This is a genomic window from Acinetobacter sp. YH12140, assembly GCF_013418475.1.
GTDB lineage: Bacteria > Pseudomonadota > Gammaproteobacteria > Pseudomonadales > Moraxellaceae > Acinetobacter > Acinetobacter amyesii.
The window spans coordinates 312,355-331,855 of record NZ_VPBZ01000002.1 but is presented as its reverse complement, the minus strand read 5'-3'; the positions used below and the strand labels follow the sequence as shown (position 1 = coordinate 331,855).

General features: G+C 39.2%; 18 protein-coding genes. 4 read left to right on the top strand and 14 right to left on the bottom strand.

From position 1 onward, the window contains the following. Window positions 1–89 precede the first annotated feature (89 nt). The 6 genes from FTU75_RS03180 to crp all read right to left on the bottom strand — a co-directional run bounded on the left by FTU75_RS03180 (window position 90) and on the right by crp (window position 8,759). Window positions 90–1,256, bottom strand: a complete 1,167-nt coding sequence (locus FTU75_RS03180; protein ID WP_180115112.1) for a GNAT family N-acetyltransferase — start codon at window positions 1,254–1,256, stop codon at window positions 90–92. Between the two features lies 1 nt (window position 1,257). Next, window positions 1,258–2,808 (bottom strand): GH3 auxin-responsive promoter family protein, encoded by a 1,551-nt coding sequence (locus tag FTU75_RS03175; RefSeq protein WP_180115111.1) that lies wholly within the window; start codon window positions 2,806–2,808, stop codon window positions 1,258–1,260. Next, window positions 2,808–3,638, bottom strand: a complete 831-nt coding sequence (locus FTU75_RS03170) for a hypothetical protein (RefSeq protein WP_180107507.1) — start codon at window positions 3,636–3,638, stop codon at window positions 2,808–2,810. The genes FTU75_RS03175 and FTU75_RS03170 overlap by 1 nt, the downstream gene beginning before the upstream one ends. A 231-nt stretch (window positions 3,639–3,869) precedes the next feature. Continuing rightward, a complete protein-coding gene (clpB, locus tag FTU75_RS03165) occupies window positions 3,870–6,449 on the bottom strand; it encodes an ATP-dependent chaperone ClpB (protein ID WP_180105573.1) in 2,580 nt (859 codons plus the stop codon). Between the two features lie 347 nt (window positions 6,450–6,796). Further along, the gene (locus tag FTU75_RS03160) at window positions 6,797–7,846 is read right to left on the bottom strand and encodes an NADP(H)-dependent aldo-keto reductase (protein WP_180115110.1); all 1,050 of its coding nucleotides are present in this window, start codon (window positions 7,844–7,846) and stop codon (window positions 6,797–6,799) included. Window positions 7,847–8,048: 202 nt separating this feature from the next. Then, window positions 8,049–8,759: a cAMP-activated global transcriptional regulator CRP gene (crp, locus tag FTU75_RS03155; RefSeq protein WP_168377778.1), complete on the bottom strand. Its 711-nt coding sequence runs from the start codon at window positions 8,757–8,759 to the stop codon at window positions 8,049–8,051. A gap of 148 nt (window positions 8,760–8,907) precedes the next feature. Between crp and FTU75_RS03150 the strand changes: the two genes are divergently transcribed. The 4 genes from FTU75_RS03150 (at window position 8,908) to FTU75_RS03135 (ending at window position 12,019) form a co-directional block, all read left to right on the top strand. After that, entirely contained in the window at window positions 8,908–9,336 is a 429-nt protein-coding gene (locus FTU75_RS03150) for an OsmC family protein (RefSeq protein WP_078188630.1), read from the top strand. 403 nt (window positions 9,337–9,739) lie between these two features. Then, complete coding sequence (locus FTU75_RS03145) at window positions 9,740–10,486, top strand: IS5 family transposase (RefSeq protein ID WP_168377779.1); 747 nt, start codon at window positions 9,740–9,742, stop codon at window positions 10,484–10,486. Window positions 10,487–10,788: 302 nt separating this feature from the next. Beyond that, window positions 10,789–11,013, top strand: coding sequence for a hypothetical protein (locus FTU75_RS03140; RefSeq protein ID WP_180115109.1), 225 nt, complete (start codon window positions 10,789–10,791; stop codon window positions 11,011–11,013). 229 nt (window positions 11,014–11,242) lie between these two features. Continuing rightward, entirely contained in the window at window positions 11,243–12,019 is a 777-nt protein-coding gene (locus FTU75_RS03135; RefSeq protein WP_180115108.1) for a hypothetical protein, read from the top strand. 123 nt (window positions 12,020–12,142) lie between these two features. Here FTU75_RS03135 and FTU75_RS03130 read toward each other — a convergent pair whose 3' ends face one another. Genes FTU75_RS03130 through FTU75_RS03095 form a run of 8 tightly spaced genes read right to left on the bottom strand, consistent with a single transcriptional unit; the run spans window position 12,143 to window position 19,496 of the window. Continuing rightward, a complete protein-coding gene (locus FTU75_RS03130; protein ID WP_180115107.1) occupies window positions 12,143–12,916 on the bottom strand; it encodes an N-acetylmuramoyl-L-alanine amidase in 774 nt (257 codons plus the stop codon). Beyond that, window positions 12,900–13,172 (bottom strand): holin, encoded by a 273-nt coding sequence (locus tag FTU75_RS03125; protein WP_180115106.1) that lies wholly within the window; start codon window positions 13,170–13,172, stop codon window positions 12,900–12,902. Before FTU75_RS03125 ends, FTU75_RS03130 begins: the two co-directional genes overlap by 17 nt. 43 nt (window positions 13,173–13,215) lie before the next feature. Further along, a complete protein-coding gene (locus FTU75_RS03120) occupies window positions 13,216–14,019 on the bottom strand; it encodes a leucine-rich repeat protein (protein ID WP_180115105.1) in 804 nt (267 codons plus the stop codon). Window positions 14,020–14,021: 2 nt separating this feature from the next. Further along, entirely contained in the window at window positions 14,022–16,886 is a 2,865-nt protein-coding gene (locus tag FTU75_RS03115; RefSeq protein ID WP_180115104.1) for a phage tail protein, read from the bottom strand. Further along, complete coding sequence (locus FTU75_RS03110; RefSeq protein WP_180115103.1) at window positions 16,870–17,058, bottom strand: hypothetical protein; 189 nt, start codon at window positions 17,056–17,058, stop codon at window positions 16,870–16,872. The genes FTU75_RS03115 and FTU75_RS03110 overlap by 17 nt, the downstream gene beginning before the upstream one ends. Then, window positions 17,055–17,363: a hypothetical protein gene (locus FTU75_RS03105; RefSeq protein WP_257223699.1), complete on the bottom strand. Its 309-nt coding sequence runs from the start codon at window positions 17,361–17,363 to the stop codon at window positions 17,055–17,057. The genes FTU75_RS03110 and FTU75_RS03105 overlap by 4 nt, the downstream gene beginning before the upstream one ends. Before the next feature lie 7 nt (window positions 17,364–17,370). Beyond that, window positions 17,371–18,288, bottom strand: coding sequence for a phage BR0599 family protein (locus FTU75_RS03100; protein WP_180115102.1), 918 nt, complete (start codon window positions 18,286–18,288; stop codon window positions 17,371–17,373). Continuing rightward, the gene (locus FTU75_RS03095) at window positions 18,285–19,496 is read right to left on the bottom strand and encodes a hypothetical protein (protein WP_180115101.1); all 1,212 of its coding nucleotides are present in this window, start codon (window positions 19,494–19,496) and stop codon (window positions 18,285–18,287) included. The genes FTU75_RS03100 and FTU75_RS03095 overlap by 4 nt, the downstream gene beginning before the upstream one ends. Between the last annotated feature and the right edge of the window lie 5 nt (window positions 19,497–19,501).

Sequence of the window (19,501 nt, the reverse complement as noted above, 5' to 3'; positions counted from 1 at the left end):
AGAACTCAGTTACATAAGTACACAATTAGAATGATTTTAAATGATTGATTTGGCAGTTTTAATTGATTTTTTGATGGCTATCACTTTAACTATATACGCCCAGCTTCAAAATAACTTATACGTTTACGATCAAAAGCTGCATATGGATTGCCTTTAAAACTATGAAAATAGTGCTTGGCTTTTAACACGTGAGAGGTGGTATTTTTCATCCATCCTATACGAGGGTCCTTCTCTGCCAGAGTGATGCAATAGGTTTCTTTGCCACGTCGCTTGGTCTGTTGCTTGGCATGAAAAACTAAACTTGCAAATACATCTAGATATTCAGGATGACATAGTGGACTATGCAGCATTAAATAATCGAAAGTTCCCTGAATTTTTGGCAGTGATAATACACCACGCACACTCGCATAGGCATTATAAAAAGGCTTCATCAACTTTAATGGACGTGAATAGTCGATCACACGAGTTTGTTTGAAACTCTTTTGATTCCATAATCCGTAGAGTCCAACCAACAGATTATGCTGATCATAAATCAAATAAAAATCGTCCAGATTTAAGCCTGCCCAAAATGGATTTTGACCATCAACCAACGCATTAAAATCATAGCTAGGTAAAAAATTATAATGGTCTTTCATTTTTAAAATGAAATCATTTGCTTCATCTACACGTTCAGCAGTCAGGGTTTTAAATTGATATTGATTGAAAGCTTTTGGTTTCACTGCTTGTGAAACAGTAAAGGTTCGGATTTCGTCATAAAAATATGGCAACGGAAAACCTGATCTTTCATGATGTAAAATACTAGCTGCGACAATATTGGCGTTTAAAACTACACTTTCAAAAATCGTATCTTGGGGGATTTCATCATGGACATAGTCCATTAATAATCGCATGACTTTAGCACCACGATACGCCGGATTCATTCTTAAATCGGCAACATAACGTATTAGGTCAGGCTGACCATTGATATAACAATAACGCCATCCCAAATTCATCATCGCAATCACAATAGATGGATCATTCACAGGGACAACCACTTTTAAATCTGGTCGATTATACTGGGCATGGCTAGCAGCCAAATAACTCGGGTGACGCTCATAAGATAAGGTAATGCCATTACTTGGCACACTCTCAGCACTAATTTTCATTAGTTGCTCATCATCTTCTACAGTCGCATTTCGAACCGCAAACTTAGTTTCATTCTTTGAATGATATAGCGCCGTTTCATCGAACGGTGCATCTAACACATCGATATCCATCTCAATACTCAATTATTTTTGTTTTCATTTTCTTAAGCGGCTCAGGCTTAATATTCCCTTCAATCATGCCATTGTTCATGGCTAGTGTTTTGTAGTAGTCCCAAGCATCTTGTACATGTACCACTTCAGGTTCATCCAACTGCCCTAGATCGCGTGCCAATTCATAATGAAAATTATGTTTAAGCAAACGGTCTAGTGCTTGAGCGGATGGTTGTTTATCTACATTGCCTTCACTGAGTAAAATATAGTGCGGTTTTTTAACAGAACATTGTTCGATACCCAAGATACTAATCGGCAAATAATCCGCTTGTTTAAACTCTGCAAGAACTTTAACTGCAGAATTGTGGTCGAGCTTTTCTCCGACCAAATCTACCGTCATTTTACGACCTAAAAATTTGAAACATGGCACTTGCTGATAAAAGTCGGTGACTTCTAATTCATCATCAATCACATAACGAATTAATCCTGAACCTGTCGTGATCACAGGACTAACGATATCGCCTATTTTCAGTTGCCACGATGGCACCACTTTTTGGCTGTCTTGCAAAATAAATTCATAAAAATGTGACTGATAACTTAAGGTAAAACGGTTTGCAAATGGAATCGTCACTACGCCTTCAGTTGCCCATAAACCTTTACCTTCAAATGCTACACCTGCAATTCGTTGCTGGAGTTGTACTGCCCACTGCTCTGCGCTCGCTGTATCCCAACTCGAAACCAGACTGAGTTTAGGCCACAGTTTTTTCCACGCCGATGCTTGGGTCAAATCCAAGTCTTGTAAGCGATAGCATTGTTGACAAGATTTAGGAACTTGCAGAAAACTCAATCCCTCACGTTGCCATTGTCCAGTTTTTAAGACCTGCACAATTTCAGCTTGATGTTCTTGAATGATATCCAACAATTGCAAAGCAAATGTAGGACTCCATACCGAAATCATGCCTAAATGCTTATCTGCAACGAGATACACCGCGGTTGCAAACATGGCATCTTCGGCTGAATTCGCCATCGCAATTTCAGTCGGTACCGACTGGGTAATTTTACTCAACACTCGCTTCGACAGATTAAGGAGCGCACTATCATCATTCAAATTACTATTTTCTAAAAGCTTTCGCTGGCTTTCAGGCAACCATGAAACCGACCAATAATGCGTTGAATTCTTCAGTTGTGGATGAGTTCGGTATAAATTGGTGAGCCATAACCCAATAGCTTCATCCAATTCATCTAAAAAAGCCTGAGTATAGGGAATGAATTTAATTGCTTCACTCGACCCACTGGTGGGTTGAAAACGGACAATTTTTTCAGGCCCCAAACAATTTTTGCCACTTTGTCTGGATTGTTCAATTTGGCTTTTCCAATTGCTATAACGCGATAGCGGATATTTTTTGGCAAATTGCTCATAGCTTAAATTTTGTGAAATGTGCTTCTTTAAAAAATAGCTTAATTTTTTACGTTGCACATTTTCCAGCTGATTTGCCTGCTGTGTATAGCGTTGAAATGCTTTACGGCAGGCAATATTCAAAACTTGATGTGCTGTAGTGAGAAGCAATCCCATTAGGCCACCTTCGAGTCTGAACCTGTCGCAATATGCAATGTACGTGACTTATAACGTAACTTGCTGTCATGTTTACTCACACTGGTGGTCTTGGTTAAGAATCGATTTACATAACGGTATAAATCGCTCCAACGTAATTCACCAATGCACGGTAGTTCAGTTCCATCGACCCACGTTGGGTTCTTATCTTCAAAAAAAGCAATCTTGGTATTGTTTTCGCGCATCTCATGGGTGATTGGCGCAACATCTGCTTTGAGTGGCTGGTAGTCTTCGCCAAAATTCAGAAGACCTGTTTCATGGTTATAGTATTCTGAGTAATATTCTTTACAGTACGATTCGACAAAGTCTTTGAGATGGGCATTTTTCTCACCATAATGTGGATAGTAGCTGTAGTAGTTATTGGCTAAGAGCAGATAAGTTTTAAAGCCTTTAGAGATTAAAATCCAATATACAGGGGTTCTTGGATGACGAAATTTAAAACTAATAATATAACGGAACATTGCTCGGGTTAATGCACGATTCCCCCAATACTCTTTCTCAATAATGGTATCACCACTGAAAAAAGCATGTCGGGCTTTACCATCAACAATAAAGTCACGCTCCATAACCGTCGAGAATCCGACAATTTGATTATTTTTCGGTTCAATAATGAAAAAAACACCGGTTTTTTCTAAGAAGTCGCGTTCAAAAATTTCATAACGGGTATTGGCATAATATTTTTGGTAAATACCATACATGCGTTTGAGTTCTTGAACAGTGATGTCATCTGTACGTTTATATAAACTATAAGGTTCTTTTTTGATCTGCCTAAGCAGTTTAAATTCCATCATAATCATAATTCCCTGTTGCCATTCATTCATGATGAACGAGCGATATTGTTTTTGTTTTACAGAACACAGTCATCTCGTTGGATGTGTGCGGACGTCATATTAGTGGGTGAAAATGATGAAATGCAATGAACTTTACGTATTTAAACGAAAATTACGACAAGCGTAAAATTAAAAAACCCGGCCTAAACCGGGTTTCTGTTTTTACAACTAGATGTAGCAGATTTGTGCTTTTTAGTTGAGTTTTAACTTTTCAAAAGTTAGGTGATCTCCTTCCGCTTGAACGACAATCGTATCGCCCGGTTGGAAAGCACCTGATAAGATTTTCTGTGCCAATGTATTTTCAACTTGTTGTTGGATAGCACGTTTCAGAGGACGTGCGCCATACACAGGGTCAAAACCAGCATCGATAAGTAATTCAAAGGCACTATCTTCAACCGCCAAACTCATATCTTTATCTGCCAAACGTGAACGTAAGCGATCCAACTGAATATCCGCAATGCCACGAATTTGCGCTTTTTGTAAAGAGTGGAAAACCACCAACTCATCAATACGGTTCACAAATTCAGGTCGGAAATGTTCAGATACCGCAGCCATAACCACAGCGCGAACTTCGTCTTTCGACGGGTTTTCACCTAATTCACGAACATCGGTTGAACCTAAGTTCGAGGTCATCACGATCACGGTGTTTTTGAAATCAATCACACGGCCTTGTGAGTCTGTTAATCGACCATCATCCAACACTTGAAGCAAGATGTTAAACACGTCTGGATGTGCTTTTTCAACCTCATCAAACAACACTACACTATAAGGTTTACGACGAACAGCCTCGGTTAACACACCACCTTCTTCATAACCCACATAGCCCGGAGGCGCACCTACTAAACGGCTCACAGAATGCTTTTCCATAAACTCTGACATGTCGATACGAATAATCGCATCATCACTGTCAAATAAGAAATTACCTAAAGCTTTGGTTAACTCAGTTTTACCTACACCTGTAGGCCCAAGGAATAAGAATGAACCGCTTGGGCGGTTTGGATCGGATAATCCTGCACGAGAACGACGCACCGCATTCGACACTGCTACGACAGCTTCATCTTGACCAACTACACGGTTATGTAAGAACTCCTCCATGTGTAAGAGTTTTTCACGTTCACCTTGCAGCATTTTCGCAACAGGAATACCTGTAGCCGCACTTACCACTTCAGCGATTTCATTTTCTGTGACTTTAGTACGAATCAATTTCGGTTCTTCGTTCACCTCGGCGACTTCTTCTTCATTCAAGCGTTTTTGCAACTCAGGAATAACACCATATTGCAAGCGGCTGGCTTCTGCTAAATCACCTTCACGTTGTGCTTTTTCAAAGGCAGTACGTGCTTTATCTAGCTCGATTTGAGCCTGATTCGTGCCGTCAACCAAACGTTTTTCCGCAATCCACACTTCTTCCAAATCACTATATTCTTTTTGAACTTCAGCAATTTGTTTCTCTAGGTGCTCAACTTCAGCTTTTGAGACTGAATCTGCATCTTTTTTCACCGCTTCTAACTGCATTTTCAATTGAATTAGGCGACGATCTAAACGGTCTAATGGCTCAGGTTTTGAGTCAATTTCCATTTTGATACGTGATGCAGCTTCATCAATCAAATCAATGGCTTTGTCTGGCAACTGACGGTCTGTGATGTAACGATGCGACATTTTTGCCGCAGCAATAATCGCAGAATCTAAAATTTGCACACCATGATGGGTTGCATATTTGTCTTTTAGACCACGTAAAATCGCAATGGTATCTTCCACACTCGGTTCATCAACGATCACTTTTTGGAAACGACGCTCTAGAGCCGCATCTTTCTCGATATATTGGCGGTACTCATCTAAAGTGGTTGCACCTACACAGCGTAGCTCACCACGCGCTAATGCAGGTTTAAGCATATTCCCTGCATCCATTGCACCATCACCTTTACCTGCGCCAACAAGCGTATGTAATTCGTCAATGAAGAGAATGATCTCGCCATCATATTTGGCCAAATCTTTTAGAACGGCTTTAAGACGTTCTTCAAATTCACCACGGTATTTTGCACCTGCAAGCAATGAACCAAGGTCGAGTGAAAGTACACGTTTACCTTTCAGACTTTCAGGAACTTCGCCATTGACGATACGCTGTGCTAAGCCCTCAACGATTGCAGTTTTACCCACACCCGGCTCACCAATCAGTACGGGGTTGTTTTTACTACGGCGTGATAAAACCTGAATGGTACGGCGAATCTCTTCGTCACGACCAATGACCGGATCTAGCTTACCTTCTAATGCACGTGCATTGAGGTCTAAGGTATATTTGTTGAGTGAATCACGTTGATCTTCGTGGTTATTACTCATGACTTGTTCACCGCCTCGTATTTGTTCAATTGCACTACGTAATTTATCTGTCGTTACGCCTACACTATTTAATAAGGTTTTGGTTTTACCCGTTTCAGCTAAACCGAGAATCACCCAATCTGTAGAAAGAAACTCATCTCCAGCTTTTTGCGCAAAACTATCGGCTAAATTTAGCGCTTTGACTGCTTCAGGATTTAGGTTGATGTCCCCTGTAGGCGTCGCAATGGTGGCGGTATCCTGTAGGGCTTGCTGAAGTTTGGTTTTTAACTCAGGAAGATTAGCACCTGCCTGTTGTAACAAGCTTTGGTTCGAAGGCTCTTCAAGCAATGTCGAAAGAATATGGATTCCTTCAATGGCTGTATGGTCTTTCCCCATTGCTAAAGATTGGGCATCGGATAATGCTTGCTGCAAACGGTTTGTGAATTTTTCGAATCGCATTCTTGTTATTCCTCACAACAAATTCTGTACTTGAAGCATATATGGGAGTCATATTTAAAATTTCAAATACATTTTTCAAATATTTTTCAATGAGTTAATTTTAAGATAAAGATAAATCTCAATTATAATATTGGTATAAATAGAATACTTTTCAAGTCATTTATTGAAGAATTTAGTACTTTATTATATTGTTTAAATACATATGTATTTTTAGGCAATTTTCTTGTCAACTCAACTGACTTTCTGACAATAAAATTCAATGATTTTCCATTTGCTTAAATAATACAAATGTCAAAAAAGCCCACATTTACATGCAGGCTTTTGCTTAATCCACTGAAAAGTTCAGCTTAAGGTGCAGGATTTGGCTGTTGGCGATGAATAGCTTCAATCCCTTTTAAAATGTCTTCTGATAAATTCACCTCAAAAGCATCAATATTTTCTTTCAACTGATCTAGATTTGTCGCACCAATAATTGTACTGGTGACAAAAAATTGCTGCTTAATAAATGCTAGTGCTAACTGTGTCAACGTTAAACCATGCTGTTCAGCCAATTGTGCATATTGTTCTGTTGCCCATTCACTCTCCGCATTTGAATAGCGGCTGAAGCGTGAAAATAGTGTCACTCGAGCATTGGCAGGACGTGCACCATGACGGAATTTACCTGTTAGATAACCAAATGCTAAAGGTGAATATGCCAATAAGCCCACGCCTTCGTAGTGTGCAATTTCAGATAAACCGATTTCATAAGTACGGTTCAATAAACTATATGGATTTTGCACACTGACAATTTTTTCTAAACCATGCTTTTCTGCAAGTTGTAGGAATTTTAAAGTTCCCCATGGCGTTTCATTAGATAGTCCAATTGAGCGAATTCGACCTTTTTTCACTTCATGACTTAAAGCAACCAATGTTTCTTCTAAATTGGTAATAGTTTGCGTATTGTTCGCTTCGGCATTGCCATAACCCAATTTACCAAAAAAGTTAGTTGGACGTTGCGGCCAATGAAGTTGGTATAAGTCAAGATAATCTGTCTGTAAGCGAAGAAGAGATTGATCTAGAGCAGACTCAATTTCCGAAGCAATAAATTTGGTTTGCCCGTCACGAATATGACTACCGCCTTGTGACGGTCCTGCAATTTTTGAAGCTAAGATTAATTTATCACGTCCACCGCGAGCTGCAATCCAGTTACCTATAATAGTTTCAGTTGAACCTTGGGTTTCAGGTTTCGGTGGGACAGGATACATTTCTGCAGTATCCCAAAAGTTAAGACCACGCTCTAAAGCATAATCCAGTTGCTCGAAAGCTTCTGCTTGGGTGTTTTGTTCACCAAACGTCATAGTGCCTAAACAAATTTCTGGAACTAAAATTCCGCTATGTGCCAATGGTTTAAATTGCATGCCACAAATTCCCTCTTTATTTTAAATATCAATATATAAGTCACGAAGTAGCTTACCTAAGATATCGGCTTTGTTTAAATCATAATTTTCTGTTTATTTGTCAAAAAATGTGAGAAAAGCTTGTTCAGATATAATAGTGAGAAATGAATAGACATAAAAAAAGCAAACCCCTGAGTTTGCTTTTTTTTATTTAGAAGAATGATTATTCTTCGTCGTCAAATTCGTCAGAAGCCAATTGACTTTTATCTTCAAGCGATGCATCAAAAATTAGAATCGCTTTACCATCAGTTTCGATCATGCCTTGCTCTTCAAGTGTTTTTAGAACACGACCAACCATTTCACGGGAACAACCCACGATACGACCAATCTCTTGACGAGTAATACGAATCTGACGACCATTCGGCAAAATCATTGCTTCAGGTTGTGAAGATAAATCAATTAAGCAACGTGCAATTCGACCTGACACGTCAATAAACGCAAGGTCAGTTACTTTACGCGTCGTATTTTTAAGACGGCGTACAAGCTGTGCAAATACCGCATAACTTAAGTCTGGGTATTGTTTGCTTAATTCATGAAAGTTTTCATAGGTAATCTCAGCAATTTCACATACATCACGCGTACGCACTTCTGCAGTACGCTGTGCATTTGCTTCGAATAGACCCATTTCCCCAAAAAAGTCACCCGCATTTAAGTACGCAACCACAATTTCACGCTCATCATCTTCGCGTAAAATGATAGATACTGAACCCTTAAGAATTAAATACAAAGATTTAGATTCTGAGCCCGCATCAACGATTGTTGTACGTTTTGGGTAACGATTGATATATGCACGTTTTAATAATGCCTTCACCGACTCAGGTAACTGCCCCGGAGATAGCGCATCTGTGCTAAGTTGTGAAAAGTTTGAAGTCATGCTAACAGTTTCCGAATATGGATAATTTATAGATCGCACAAGACCTAAAGTGAACTTGTCACACGTAAGAGTTGAAATTCCTTATCAACTCAATTTATGTTAGTGTACAGGTACTGCGTAAATTTATAGCTTTTTTTAGGGACTTGCAATGCAAACTAGTGTTCATTGGCTAGAGAATGTTGCTTTTGAAGCAAAAACTCAAAGTGGTCACACTGTTATGATGGATGGATCACAAGAATATGGCGGTGAAAACCGTGGTCCGCGCCCAATGGAACTGATTTTAACAGGACTTGGTGGTTGTGCATCTTTCGATATTGTGACGATTTTAAAGAAAGCACGCCAAGACATTACTGATGTTCGTTGTGAATTAAATGCAGAACGTGCCGACACTATTCCTGCTGTATTCACTAAAATTCATTTGCACTTTGTAGTCACTGGTCATGGCGTGAAGGAAAAGCAAGTTGCAAAAGCGGTTGAACTTTCTGCTGAAAAATACTGTTCTGCTAGTAAAATGCTGATGGATGGTGGTGTAGAAATTACCCATGACTTTGAAATTTTAGAAGCTGAAGCGGCATAATATATTTGCTCAATTAAAAGCCGCATAGAATGCGGCTCTTTTGTTTCAAACAATCCGCTAAAGCACACATTGTATAAAGCACTGCTATATAGTCATAAACGCAGAAATATGAGCCAAAGAAGTTTGGCTTAATCACTTAAACAATCAATATCCAAATTGATGTATTTGCACATAGATGCATTTACACCCAATTCCATCTCATGATGATTTTACGACTCAATCCATATGAATCTATTCAAGCCAAATACGATTGAAAACGATTGCGAAGAACACCTTACATATAAGTAGATTTGATTTAACTATAGTCTTAATAACACTTTAATTAGGGTGTGTTGACACTTTTAGCTTAAAAAAATAGCGAAGTAGTAAAATCAAATCGCCAAACCCAATTTTACTATTCGCTATGCCTCGTACCATGCTGACAGATCAACACTGGCAAAAGTTGAAAGTTATTCTGCGTAATTTATCCATTCACCACAACTCAAATTTACGCAATTTTATTGAAGCTATTCTCTATAGAATTAGAACAGGCTGTCCGTGGCGAGATATTCCTTCTTGTTTTGGTCATTCAAACTCTATTTTCAAACGTTTTAATCGTTGGTCAAGCAGCGGTAAGTTACTTAGATTATTCAAATTACTAGCCTCATGCCCCGATATGGAGTGGATTTTTATTGATGGCTCTCATGTACGTGCTCATCAACATTCTGCCGGCATAGCGAATCAATCTATTTCTAAAAGTGTAGGAGGAAACTCCTCAAAAATACATTTGATTGTTGATGCACATGGCAATCCTATTGATTTCATGATTACCGATGGAACCACACATGATGTTAAAGTTGCACATGATTTAATATCAACATTAGATTTAAAAGAGACAAAAGTGGTATGCGCAGATAAAGGCTATGATTCAGAATCACTGCGTGAACAGATCAGGAAAACAAGGACTAAAGCGAATATACCAAGGAAAACGAATAGCCAATCGAACAATGACCATATGGACTGGTATTTATATAAAATCAGGCATTTAGTTGAAAATATGTTTTGCAGATTAAAGGAATTTAGAGGAATAGCTACTCGATATGACAAGCTCAAAAGGAATTATCAAAGTTCTGTTGCTTTAGCCTGTATATTTTTATGGCTACCTTTATAGGGTTAATTATGAACAGTAAATGTCAACAGACCCTAATAATTTCAGATAAAAAAAAGCAGAATAATTTTGATTCTGCTTTTTGAATTTGGTAGGTTTAACCAGATTCGAACTGGTGACCTCTACGATGTCAAGGACAAGCTAATATATTAAATATCAATATTTTAATTTAATACTGACGCTAATTTGTCGCATATTCCATTTAATCCATTTATGCATTTTACTTCATACTTATAGTTTGTTCAGGATGATATTCACATTACATAATCATATACTCACATCATCTTAAGATACGGATGCTAACAATGATTGTCATGAAGAAAAATAAAAAGTATCTCTCCTATGTTAAACAAGAAGATGATTTGGATTATTGGGAATTATCAGAAGTGAATTTTGTAGATCAATCGGGTTGGCATTGGACCAATGATTATGAGAAAGCTAAATATTTTATGAGCGTTCGAGATGCTGATATTTTTTTAGCTAAGAAGAAAGGTGAATTCTGGGAGGGTGTGGAGATAGTTAATGAGTGATTTAGAGTAAATATCAGACTAGCAAAGTATGCAGCTTGGCATGTTCCTCTGCTAGCAACTTACGATAGCATTAATCCGATTTTAAAAATGCAATTACCGTTAATCGGTGGGTGGTAATATCCAATGATCTTCATTAAAAAAAGTGTTTTTTTGATGGAAATTATGATAAAACCCCAAAATCCAACTAATGTATGAACAATACAATTTCCTTTAAGATGAAGATTTTAAAATGTTTTTAGTTAAAAGTTGCTCTGCAAAATACAATGTCTGTAACTCTAAAACACTAAAAATAGGTACATTGCATGAGTATAGGGAGACTGAAAGCGAGCAGATTGCCGATAAGGAAGAAGGTTTTTTTAATATTATTTTTGATATTAATGATAAGTTTGTTGATAGAGACCTATTCAATCACTTAAATTACTCCCACAACAGTAATTTAAAGGCGTATATAGAAAATCTAACGATAAAATATCCATTTGAAAATTTTATAAGAATTGATTATAAAGCGAGATACAATTGGGTTAATAATAATCGATTCATATTCTGCATATCCAAGCTTGAGAATCATGAAGATTCTGTTTCTATTTTTCCAGATTATGATGATTACTGGTATGTGAGTCTATTTAAGAAGGAGCTATTTGTTAAAGCTCTTGAGGAGGCTTTATTTAATAAAATTGTAGAAGATTTAGTAGATGGTAAGCAGGTATTTCATAAGCCTATTGTTGATATAAGTAAGCTCAAAATCAAAAGTCACTATCAAGACATTTTATATAAAGATAGAGATCTATATTTAGATAATCATAATATAGACACAATGAAGAATGATTTAATCGGAATATTTAATGATATTAAATATATAAAGCCCGATATATTTAAAGATGAATATGAGTTTAGAATTGTATTTGATTTTTATGAAGACGGTTGTTTGTTAAATCCAATCGTAAAAAGTATCATAATCCCTGACAATATTTCACACATTATAAAACAACCTAATGTCTGTCTTTGATTTAAAAAAATCCCCCCTATTTGAGAGCCTCTAATTCACACACTGTACGCATACAGTGACATGAAGTTTTGTAGAGATTGAATGTGCTGTGCCGCCTGAAGCAGGATGCACAGCAATAAAATATTAAGCGCCTTTTTCATGTTCAATAATAACTTGAGCTACTGCTTTGGCTGCTGACCAATACTTTGAGTTAAATGCAGCGAGTTCCGTATCATTCGAAATAAATCCGAGTTCTACGATCAAGCCACCAGCATTGATAAATCCAAGTTTTCCACGGGCTGACTGTGATTGATCAATCCAACCCTTATCACCACGTAAGCGACTGCCAAACACATCAGCAACGGCTTTAGATAACTTTTGCGCTAAGATTTTATCTTTGGGTAGCGCAATTGTCTCAATGCCGTTTGCTTGTTTCGATGCAGCAGCATTCATATGGAATTCAATTGCGATCGATGCACCTTTTGCCAACGCGATAGCATTTGTAAGCGGGAGATTAATTGTTCCTGCCCCATCGGTTTTATAAGACAGACCTGCAGCTGCAAGATAGTGAGCGACAGCATTTCGGAATTGTCGCACTAATTCAGCCTCTTTGTATTTGCCGTTTACAGCTCCTGGATCTGAATTACTATGCCCTGCTGTAATCGTCACAAATTGATTTACATCGTGTAGTTCAGGTTGCTTTTTCAGGCGGGCAAGAACCATGGCCACACCAACAAACATACCAACCCACTCTACAATGTTTTCAGGAATCTTGTTTTTTAGTTCCTGTGGAATAACATTCCAAATATTTAAAAACTGCTCTGAGAATAAAATCAAGGCATAAAAAAAGGCGCTTAATGCGCCCACTTGTATTGACTTGAGTTTCCAAGCCTGTTTCCAGTTATCGATTAGTTTCATTTACCACCTCTGTTTTACACTCGTTATTTAATTTTCGCTTTGTGAGCTCGTGAATTTCTTTTTCGCGCTGATTTCGTTGCCATGAGAAATAAACATTAATGAGCAAGCCCAGCACAGCAACACCTATACCTACCCATCCCATCCAATCAATGCCCATAAAAAAACCGGCAAAGCTTGCTGCTCCACCGGTCACTGTTGCTTTTGAACCCAAAGCTGCAGCTGATGTTTCTGCCACCGCTGCTGTCGTTTCAGACATGTTGCCCCCTATTTTTGGCAATAAAAAAGCACCTTTCGGTGTATTAAATAGCTTGTATCTGCGATGCGTATGCCGACCAGTTATCCGCTGCTTGATATGCAGCAACAGAAGCTGCGGGAACTTTAAAAATGCATCCTGTTTTTAAACCGGTGAATGTTGTGGTAGTAATTGTTGGTGGTTCGATTGAATGCATAATAATTTGATTACAAGCAGACCATCCCCCGCATCCACTACTCCCAATACTTGTCACTGTAGAGCTGAATTCAGCTGTCAATAATTGAGTCCATCCAAAAAAGCAGTTCCCAGGTATTGCTGCCACATTCGATAAAACTTTAAGATATTTAGCTGTAGACCACCCCTGAAATGCAGAATTTCCTAGTGTTAAATTAACCCCAGCATTAAGTTCCAAGCCAGCCGCAGCTGTCCAGTTATTGAAGCAAAATGCACCAACATCTATAGCCGCACCTTTGATAACTAATGATTGAGCAAGAGTCCAACTATTACAGGCACTGTAACCAAGAGCGGTTACCTCTGCATTGATTACCAATCCTGTTGCACGTTTCCAAATTGAATTTGCATTCCCATGTGGTGAAAATGCGTAATCACCGATCGCCCCATTAATTTCGTTAAGTGTGACAACACCAATATTTGCTGGAAAATTTTCTAAAGTTCCAGAAAACTGTATTACACCACCGCCTGTTGTATCGCTCGGAGCAAAAAGTTCAATAGACTGTGAAGCACCATCCTTTTCAGCAGTCACTGTCACTTTTTGCCCGCTTGTGTACGAAGCTGAAAAAGGGACTATAAAGTCCCCATTTGCATCCGCTGTGCCAGTATATATTGTCATTTTCAATCCTCAATTTCGATGGTAATAACTGAGCCAGCTTGAGCTTTGCCGTTAATCCGAGTTCCGTCGAACCTCATATTTGCTTTTAGTGACTCATCAAGATTTACTGAAATGTTTGCTGCTGGCAATGTTGAGCCGATAACTTTATCTTTTGATGCTGTGGCTGTAAGAGCCAAACTCACAGATTCAACAAAGAAGTTGTGTTCAAAGATTTGGTAGCTTTCAAACCCGTCACGTACAGACCAAAGCTTTAATTTGTGCGCTTTATTCTGCAGAAGTGCTGACGCTGGGATGGTGTAATTATCCAAACCAATATTGATTTCACTGTGAATAATTCCATCTTGAACTGTTGATAATTCAAGCGAATATGTAACCCCATTTTCTAGAGTCACACTGCCATCAAACCAACCAATAATTTCTCCGCCAGTTTGCTGTAAACGATTTCGATGCGCCCAAGTCAACAAAATATCGTTAGAAATAACGTGAGTTTCTGGAAAATAATTTCCATTAAATCTCACATTTGCGGGCGGGTATGGTTTGAATGCGCGTGCATTCATTTCAATAGCAATTGAGCCTTCCTGTTCCAACATGCCTGACGGGGTTGTAGTTAGTGCTGAGACAAAAACTTCTTCGCCAGAAATGTACTCAGTTTGATCGTATGCAACATCATTTCCACAGAAATAAAGTTTTGTTCCTACTCCCCAAGCCTGCGGCAATGAATCCAGCACACCACGTTTTACATTCACAACACCTGTATGTGGATCAACACCCTGAAAGACCATCCATTCGCCTGGAGTTCCAATCCAGTCACTACCACACTTAATTAGAGTACCGATTGACACACTTGCGATAACAGTGCTGTCTTTAACAACAAAACTTGTTGAGGTTCTTGAAATAATCTGATCAAGTTCAGCAGCAGGCTCGTAGTTAATTGTCGCAGCACGAAGCCATTCCTCACCTTCTGTGCCGTCGTGCGTCATCATCACAGCATAAAGAGAATTGGATTGTGGCTGTTGAGCTACAACACCAACTATGCCAAAGTTATTTTCATAATTTAACTCTTCATCAACTTGACGTTGACCGAGTGCCATCACTGCCAAATAATATGGCATTTCAAATGGTTCGTATGGACATGCTAAAGGCGGCTGTACACCAACATCAATTGGCTCATCAATAGTCACATCAGACCACAACTGACTTGAATAAGGCACTACCTCAATAAAATCAATCAACACCTCAGCACCCGTACCAAGATTAATTTTCATAATCCGAACTGTAATTTCGCCCTGCCATTTTCGCGGCCAAGCCAATTTTAGAAGATCATAACGATTCCACTTTCGCGCATTGTACTCAGCTGTTGTGAAAGAGCCTTTCCACACTGGCGCTGACATCTGCTTCAATTTCCATTGAGCAACAACAGCAGCATTGCGCTGATTCATAAAATATGGAAAATCAACATCCTCAGCATTTACGCGCCCGTTTAAATTGCGAATTGATGCATTTTCAGCGATTGAAAAGGATGAATCTTTAATTGCATCGCGGTTGTAATAACTCACATTGAGCTGATTAATCGCCTCATCTGCATTTGCAACTTCAAGCGACATGCTTTTGATTTTATTGACTGCAAGCGTATGAATTTCATCATCACTAAACCAATCGTCACGAAATAAAACCACTTCATACAATCCAGTTTGACGGTTTACACGCACACCAGCCTCAATGTGTCCGCATAATTCCTCAATTGCTTCTAAGCATGATTTTTCAGTAATTGACCATGAGATTCCTAGCCCTTCATCCCAAATTCGATCTGCCGCTTTCATAAAGTTTATGTCATTTACATCGGACTCAGGCTTATTCATCGCTGTATCGTCTGTGAGAATTTCACGAATTTTGTGGATTGGATTGATATCACCGCTATCACTTATATAACGCGAAGAAACTCTTGCATTTTCGAGAACTACAGACACAACAAGAGATGTATCCCCTGTGTTGTATTGTCCATACGTGCTTGCTTTTATTTGAAGACTTGGGTTTACATAAACATCCCATGTGCCACTATATGTTTTAATCAGGCGGCTTTCACTTCTTTCAATAGAAATTAAACGCCCCACATTAAATTCAATACCTAGACCTTCCTCTGTATTTGTTCTAATGCTAAAAGTTAGATCAAACTCCAGATTATTCTTACTGCACGTGATCAATTGTTGAGTAAAACTAAGTTTTTTCCCACTTCCATTTGTTCCTGCTCCTGGACTATGGCTAAAACTATAGATTGTTTCTTTTTCATCTATTTTTGTTTTACATGGAATTGTATATTTTTGAGGTGGATGTGCGTTTGCTCTAAACATCGACTCTTGGTCGCGGTAGAAATTAAACTCAATGTTTTTTTGAATTTGCTCTAAATACGCGATTGAGGATGCTGTTGGAATCTCAGCTTTCTCGTCATACCACTGCTCACGACCATCATTTCGCACATGAATACGCTTTGGCCAAAGCAACATCTCTTTCATGTAGCCAGAGTTGCCGAGGTAAAAATCTTTAAATGCTAGGTATGATTGATACGGATACGCAAGCGCTGGCAGATCATTTTTAGCTAAATGGTTGCTGTAGAAATCTACAGGCTGAGGGTTTTCAGTGCCATAACGCGCATGAATTTTCCCCGCAACACCGCCTTCATTTTCGCCATATAGGTTTGGTAGTTTAACTTCGCCAATGCTTAATGGATTTTTTTGCTCATCAATGAGTGGAGTTTGCCAGCCACGTTTATCAAAATTAATACCGAGAACTTTTTCAATTGGATTGCCAATAAATAAAAGAAAATTGGCAAAATAGCGATACCCTGTTACTTGCTTACTGCTTCCGCCCATTTGCCACCTCTACAACCTGCATTGCCATTGCGTCATTCGTATTAATAAAGTCCTGAGCATCACGCCCATTCTTCAGAAAATCCTGCCAATCCCAACCCCGAGCCAAAAAAAATGCCCGCGATCCGCGAGCACACATTTTGGCCTTTCGTAAATCCGAGATATAAATTTTCATTTCTTCCCGCCTTTGCTTTTAATCGCAGTGGTTTTTTTACCCCAAATGTGTGTGATGTTCCCATACATGTGAGGGCTCCCTGCGATATCACTAAATGAAGTACCTTCATCTGCAATTGTTCCATCCAGTTGATTTGGTTTTTGCTGGTTTTTTTTCTGCTGCTTTCGCATTTGCAGATATGTGTAAACGCCGACCGCAATTGATACTACTGCTGAAACAATCATCCCAATAATTAGCGGCGCCAGGGCTTTTGTGTGCTGAATCTGGGAAACATCGTAATGAGCAATAATCTGTTGTATTTCCATACTCAACTCACTTAATCAATTGGGTTTCTAACGGGTTTTCTGCAGGCATGTTTGGATGCCCGGCAAAGCGAATATGGTTGTTAAACTTTTCATGGCAGGTTTTTAACGATTGATCGCAACCAGGTGCTACACGCACCACATCACCGACTTTTAAACCGACGTGCTGACGATAAAGGTTTAGAGAACTCCCACCGCCCGACGTAATTGTGGTGTAAACACCATCTTTCACTAACAGGCCTAAATTCAACCATCCAGCAGGATATGCTTTAGTTTCCATGACTGGTGCACCATCTTCATAAGTCGGATTGCCTTGACCATCTAAAACAGGTTGACCCAGCTCATCCACAACAGGGATTTGCTCAAAAATCGGATTACCTTCTTCATCAATCATTTGTGTAGGCACAACAGCAAAGCTCACTGTCAAGCCATTGATCGCAGTCACTGTGACTTCAAAAGACCATTTATTAAAATTCAGGCCACACCAACGGTCATAGATTGAATTCGGACACGAAGACTGAAATTTGCGCGTCAAAATATTGCGGTTTAAGTACGATTCACCTGTTTCACATACCAGTGTCAGCGTGTCTGCATCTTCATCAAATTTCGGCTGCGTCACACGGCCTTTATGTAATACCAAGGTTTCGTTTTGATACAATTCAAGGATTGTGACAGTTACCCCGCCATAGAAGATTTTCCCCGCAAATACTGCAGCAAGGTTGTCACCTTCAGCATTTAATAAGCTCATTTGCGGAAGTGTCACTTCCGTATCACATTTATCAATACTTTCATCTTCAATAGCGGTCCGTTGTAGGCCACGGATCGGTAGATACTCAATTCCTGCATGTGTGATTGCTTTACGCTGATTGGTGAAATACCACGTGCGAGTACCGTGCTTAAATTGATAGAGTTCCGCTCTCGTTTTCATGATGAAAGCTCCACGATTGGCACAGTGACTTGCGTTTTATGTGCACCTAAAAATTGAAATTCAATCTGGTCAGCATCAAGCCGATGCAAGCCTAAATAGCAAATGGTTTGGATGTTGCTGCGTTGAGCATTGATTGCTGGCGATACAGTGAGTGAACCGCCTGTTTTCGCAGTAATCGTGTGCGCTGTCCAAGTGCCATCTTTGCGTTTCACAGCAATGTGTTTACGATCCGCTTCAAGCAGATACTTTGTATTTGTACTGAGTGAAGTTGTGATGTTTCCAGTATTGAGAATATTCAAATGCTTCTCATACAATGGCATCCAAAAGGCTTGAAATCGTCCCATACGACGAAACAAAAACTTGCGATACTCCGTGTATTGGTTCCAGTCACTCAGTAACGACTTAAATGGTTTTAAATATCGTGGCTTGGCCCAATGCGTAAAATCTTGAAAGCCACCAACATCACCATCGACAATGTTTTGATGCTGCGTCAGTGTCATTTCTAATGAGCTACCATCCAACAACAAAGGCCTGAAGTAAATATCATCACCAAGGAATTGCTCAGGCACATCAGCTTCAAATTCAGGCGAATCCTCTGCAATCACGCGAAAAACTACACTTGAGTTGGACCAAAATCCTCCAGTATTGATTGATGCATCGCCATCAATAATGCAGATCCGTAGCGGCATGATTGCTGCATTGGTTGCTGTCACATTGGCTGCAAGTCGGAAGCCATCCTGATACTCGGTAATCAATTCTTGAATGATTTCTTGCGTTTCAGGATCTTGAATTTCTTCTTGCACAATGATGTAACGACCTATGCTCACGATCTCAACTACTTGAGAGCCTTCAGAACTTTCAAGCAAAATAAAACCGACTCTAAGGTCGGCTTGATGTGCTGTCGTGTCCATTACAATGAAATCACTATCTTCTAGATCTGGAATGAGCTGTCGAAATTGCGGCAGTGGAATACCCCACTGTTTACGCAAATTTGCATAGAGCATGTGGAACATATCACCCATGGCTTTACGCATATTCACATAGTTGAAGCTCAAGACTTGACGTGGTGCATCACGCTGAATGTATCGAATTTCACTACCATCAAACGATTCATGCACCTCGGTTTTAAACTCAAGTCGTTCAGTAGAATCAAGCAGAGGGCAATTTGTTAATACGTGCACTTCGCCATATTTGGTTTGTATTTTCATTTTGT

Coding starts and splice junctions, on each gene's coding strand:
- FTU75_RS03180 (WP_180115112.1), bottom strand. CDS start 1,256: ATGGATATCGATGTGTTAGATGCACCGTTCGATGAAACGGCGCTATAT.
- FTU75_RS03175 (WP_180115111.1), bottom strand. CDS start 2,808: ATGGGATTGCTTCTCACTACAGCACATCAAGTTTTGAATATTGCCTGC.
- FTU75_RS03170 (WP_180107507.1), bottom strand. CDS start 3,638: ATGATGGAATTTAAACTGCTTAGGCAGATCAAAAAAGAACCTTATAGT.
- clpB (WP_180105573.1), bottom strand. CDS start 6,449: ATGCGATTCGAAAAATTCACAAACCGTTTGCAGCAAGCATTATCCGAT.
- FTU75_RS03160 (WP_180115110.1), bottom strand. CDS start 7,846: ATGCAATTTAAACCATTGGCACATAGCGGAATTTTAGTTCCAGAAATT.
- crp (WP_168377778.1), bottom strand. CDS start 8,759: ATGACTTCAAACTTTTCACAACTTAGCACAGATGCGCTATCTCCGGGG.
- FTU75_RS03150 (WP_078188630.1), top strand. CDS start 8,908: ATGCAAACTAGTGTTCATTGGCTAGAGAATGTTGCTTTTGAAGCAAAA.
- FTU75_RS03145 (WP_168377779.1), top strand. CDS start 9,740: ATGCCTCGTACCATGCTGACAGATCAACACTGGCAAAAGTTGAAAGTT.
- FTU75_RS03140 (WP_180115109.1), top strand. CDS start 10,789: ATGATTGTCATGAAGAAAAATAAAAAGTATCTCTCCTATGTTAAACAA.
- FTU75_RS03135 (WP_180115108.1), top strand. CDS start 11,243: ATGTTTTTAGTTAAAAGTTGCTCTGCAAAATACAATGTCTGTAACTCT.
- FTU75_RS03130 (WP_180115107.1), bottom strand. CDS start 12,916: ATGAAACTAATCGATAACTGGAAACAGGCTTGGAAACTCAAGTCAATA.
- FTU75_RS03125 (WP_180115106.1), bottom strand. CDS start 13,172: ATGTCTGAAACGACAGCAGCGGTGGCAGAAACATCAGCTGCAGCTTTG.
- FTU75_RS03120 (WP_180115105.1), bottom strand. CDS start 14,019: ATGACAATATATACTGGCACAGCGGATGCAAATGGGGACTTTATAGTC.
- FTU75_RS03115 (WP_180115104.1), bottom strand. CDS start 16,886: ATGGGCGGAAGCAGTAAGCAAGTAACAGGGTATCGCTATTTTGCCAAT.
- FTU75_RS03110 (WP_180115103.1), bottom strand. CDS start 17,058: ATGAAAATTTATATCTCGGATTTACGAAAGGCCAAAATGTGTGCTCGC.
- FTU75_RS03105 (WP_257223699.1), bottom strand. CDS start 17,363: ATGGAAATACAACAGATTATTGCTCATTACGATGTTTCCCAGATTCAG.
- FTU75_RS03100 (WP_180115102.1), bottom strand. CDS start 18,288: ATGAAAACGAGAGCGGAACTCTATCAATTTAAGCACGGTACTCGCACG.
- FTU75_RS03095 (WP_180115101.1), bottom strand. CDS start 19,496: ATGAAAATACAAACCAAATATGGCGAAGTGCACGTATTAACAAATTGC.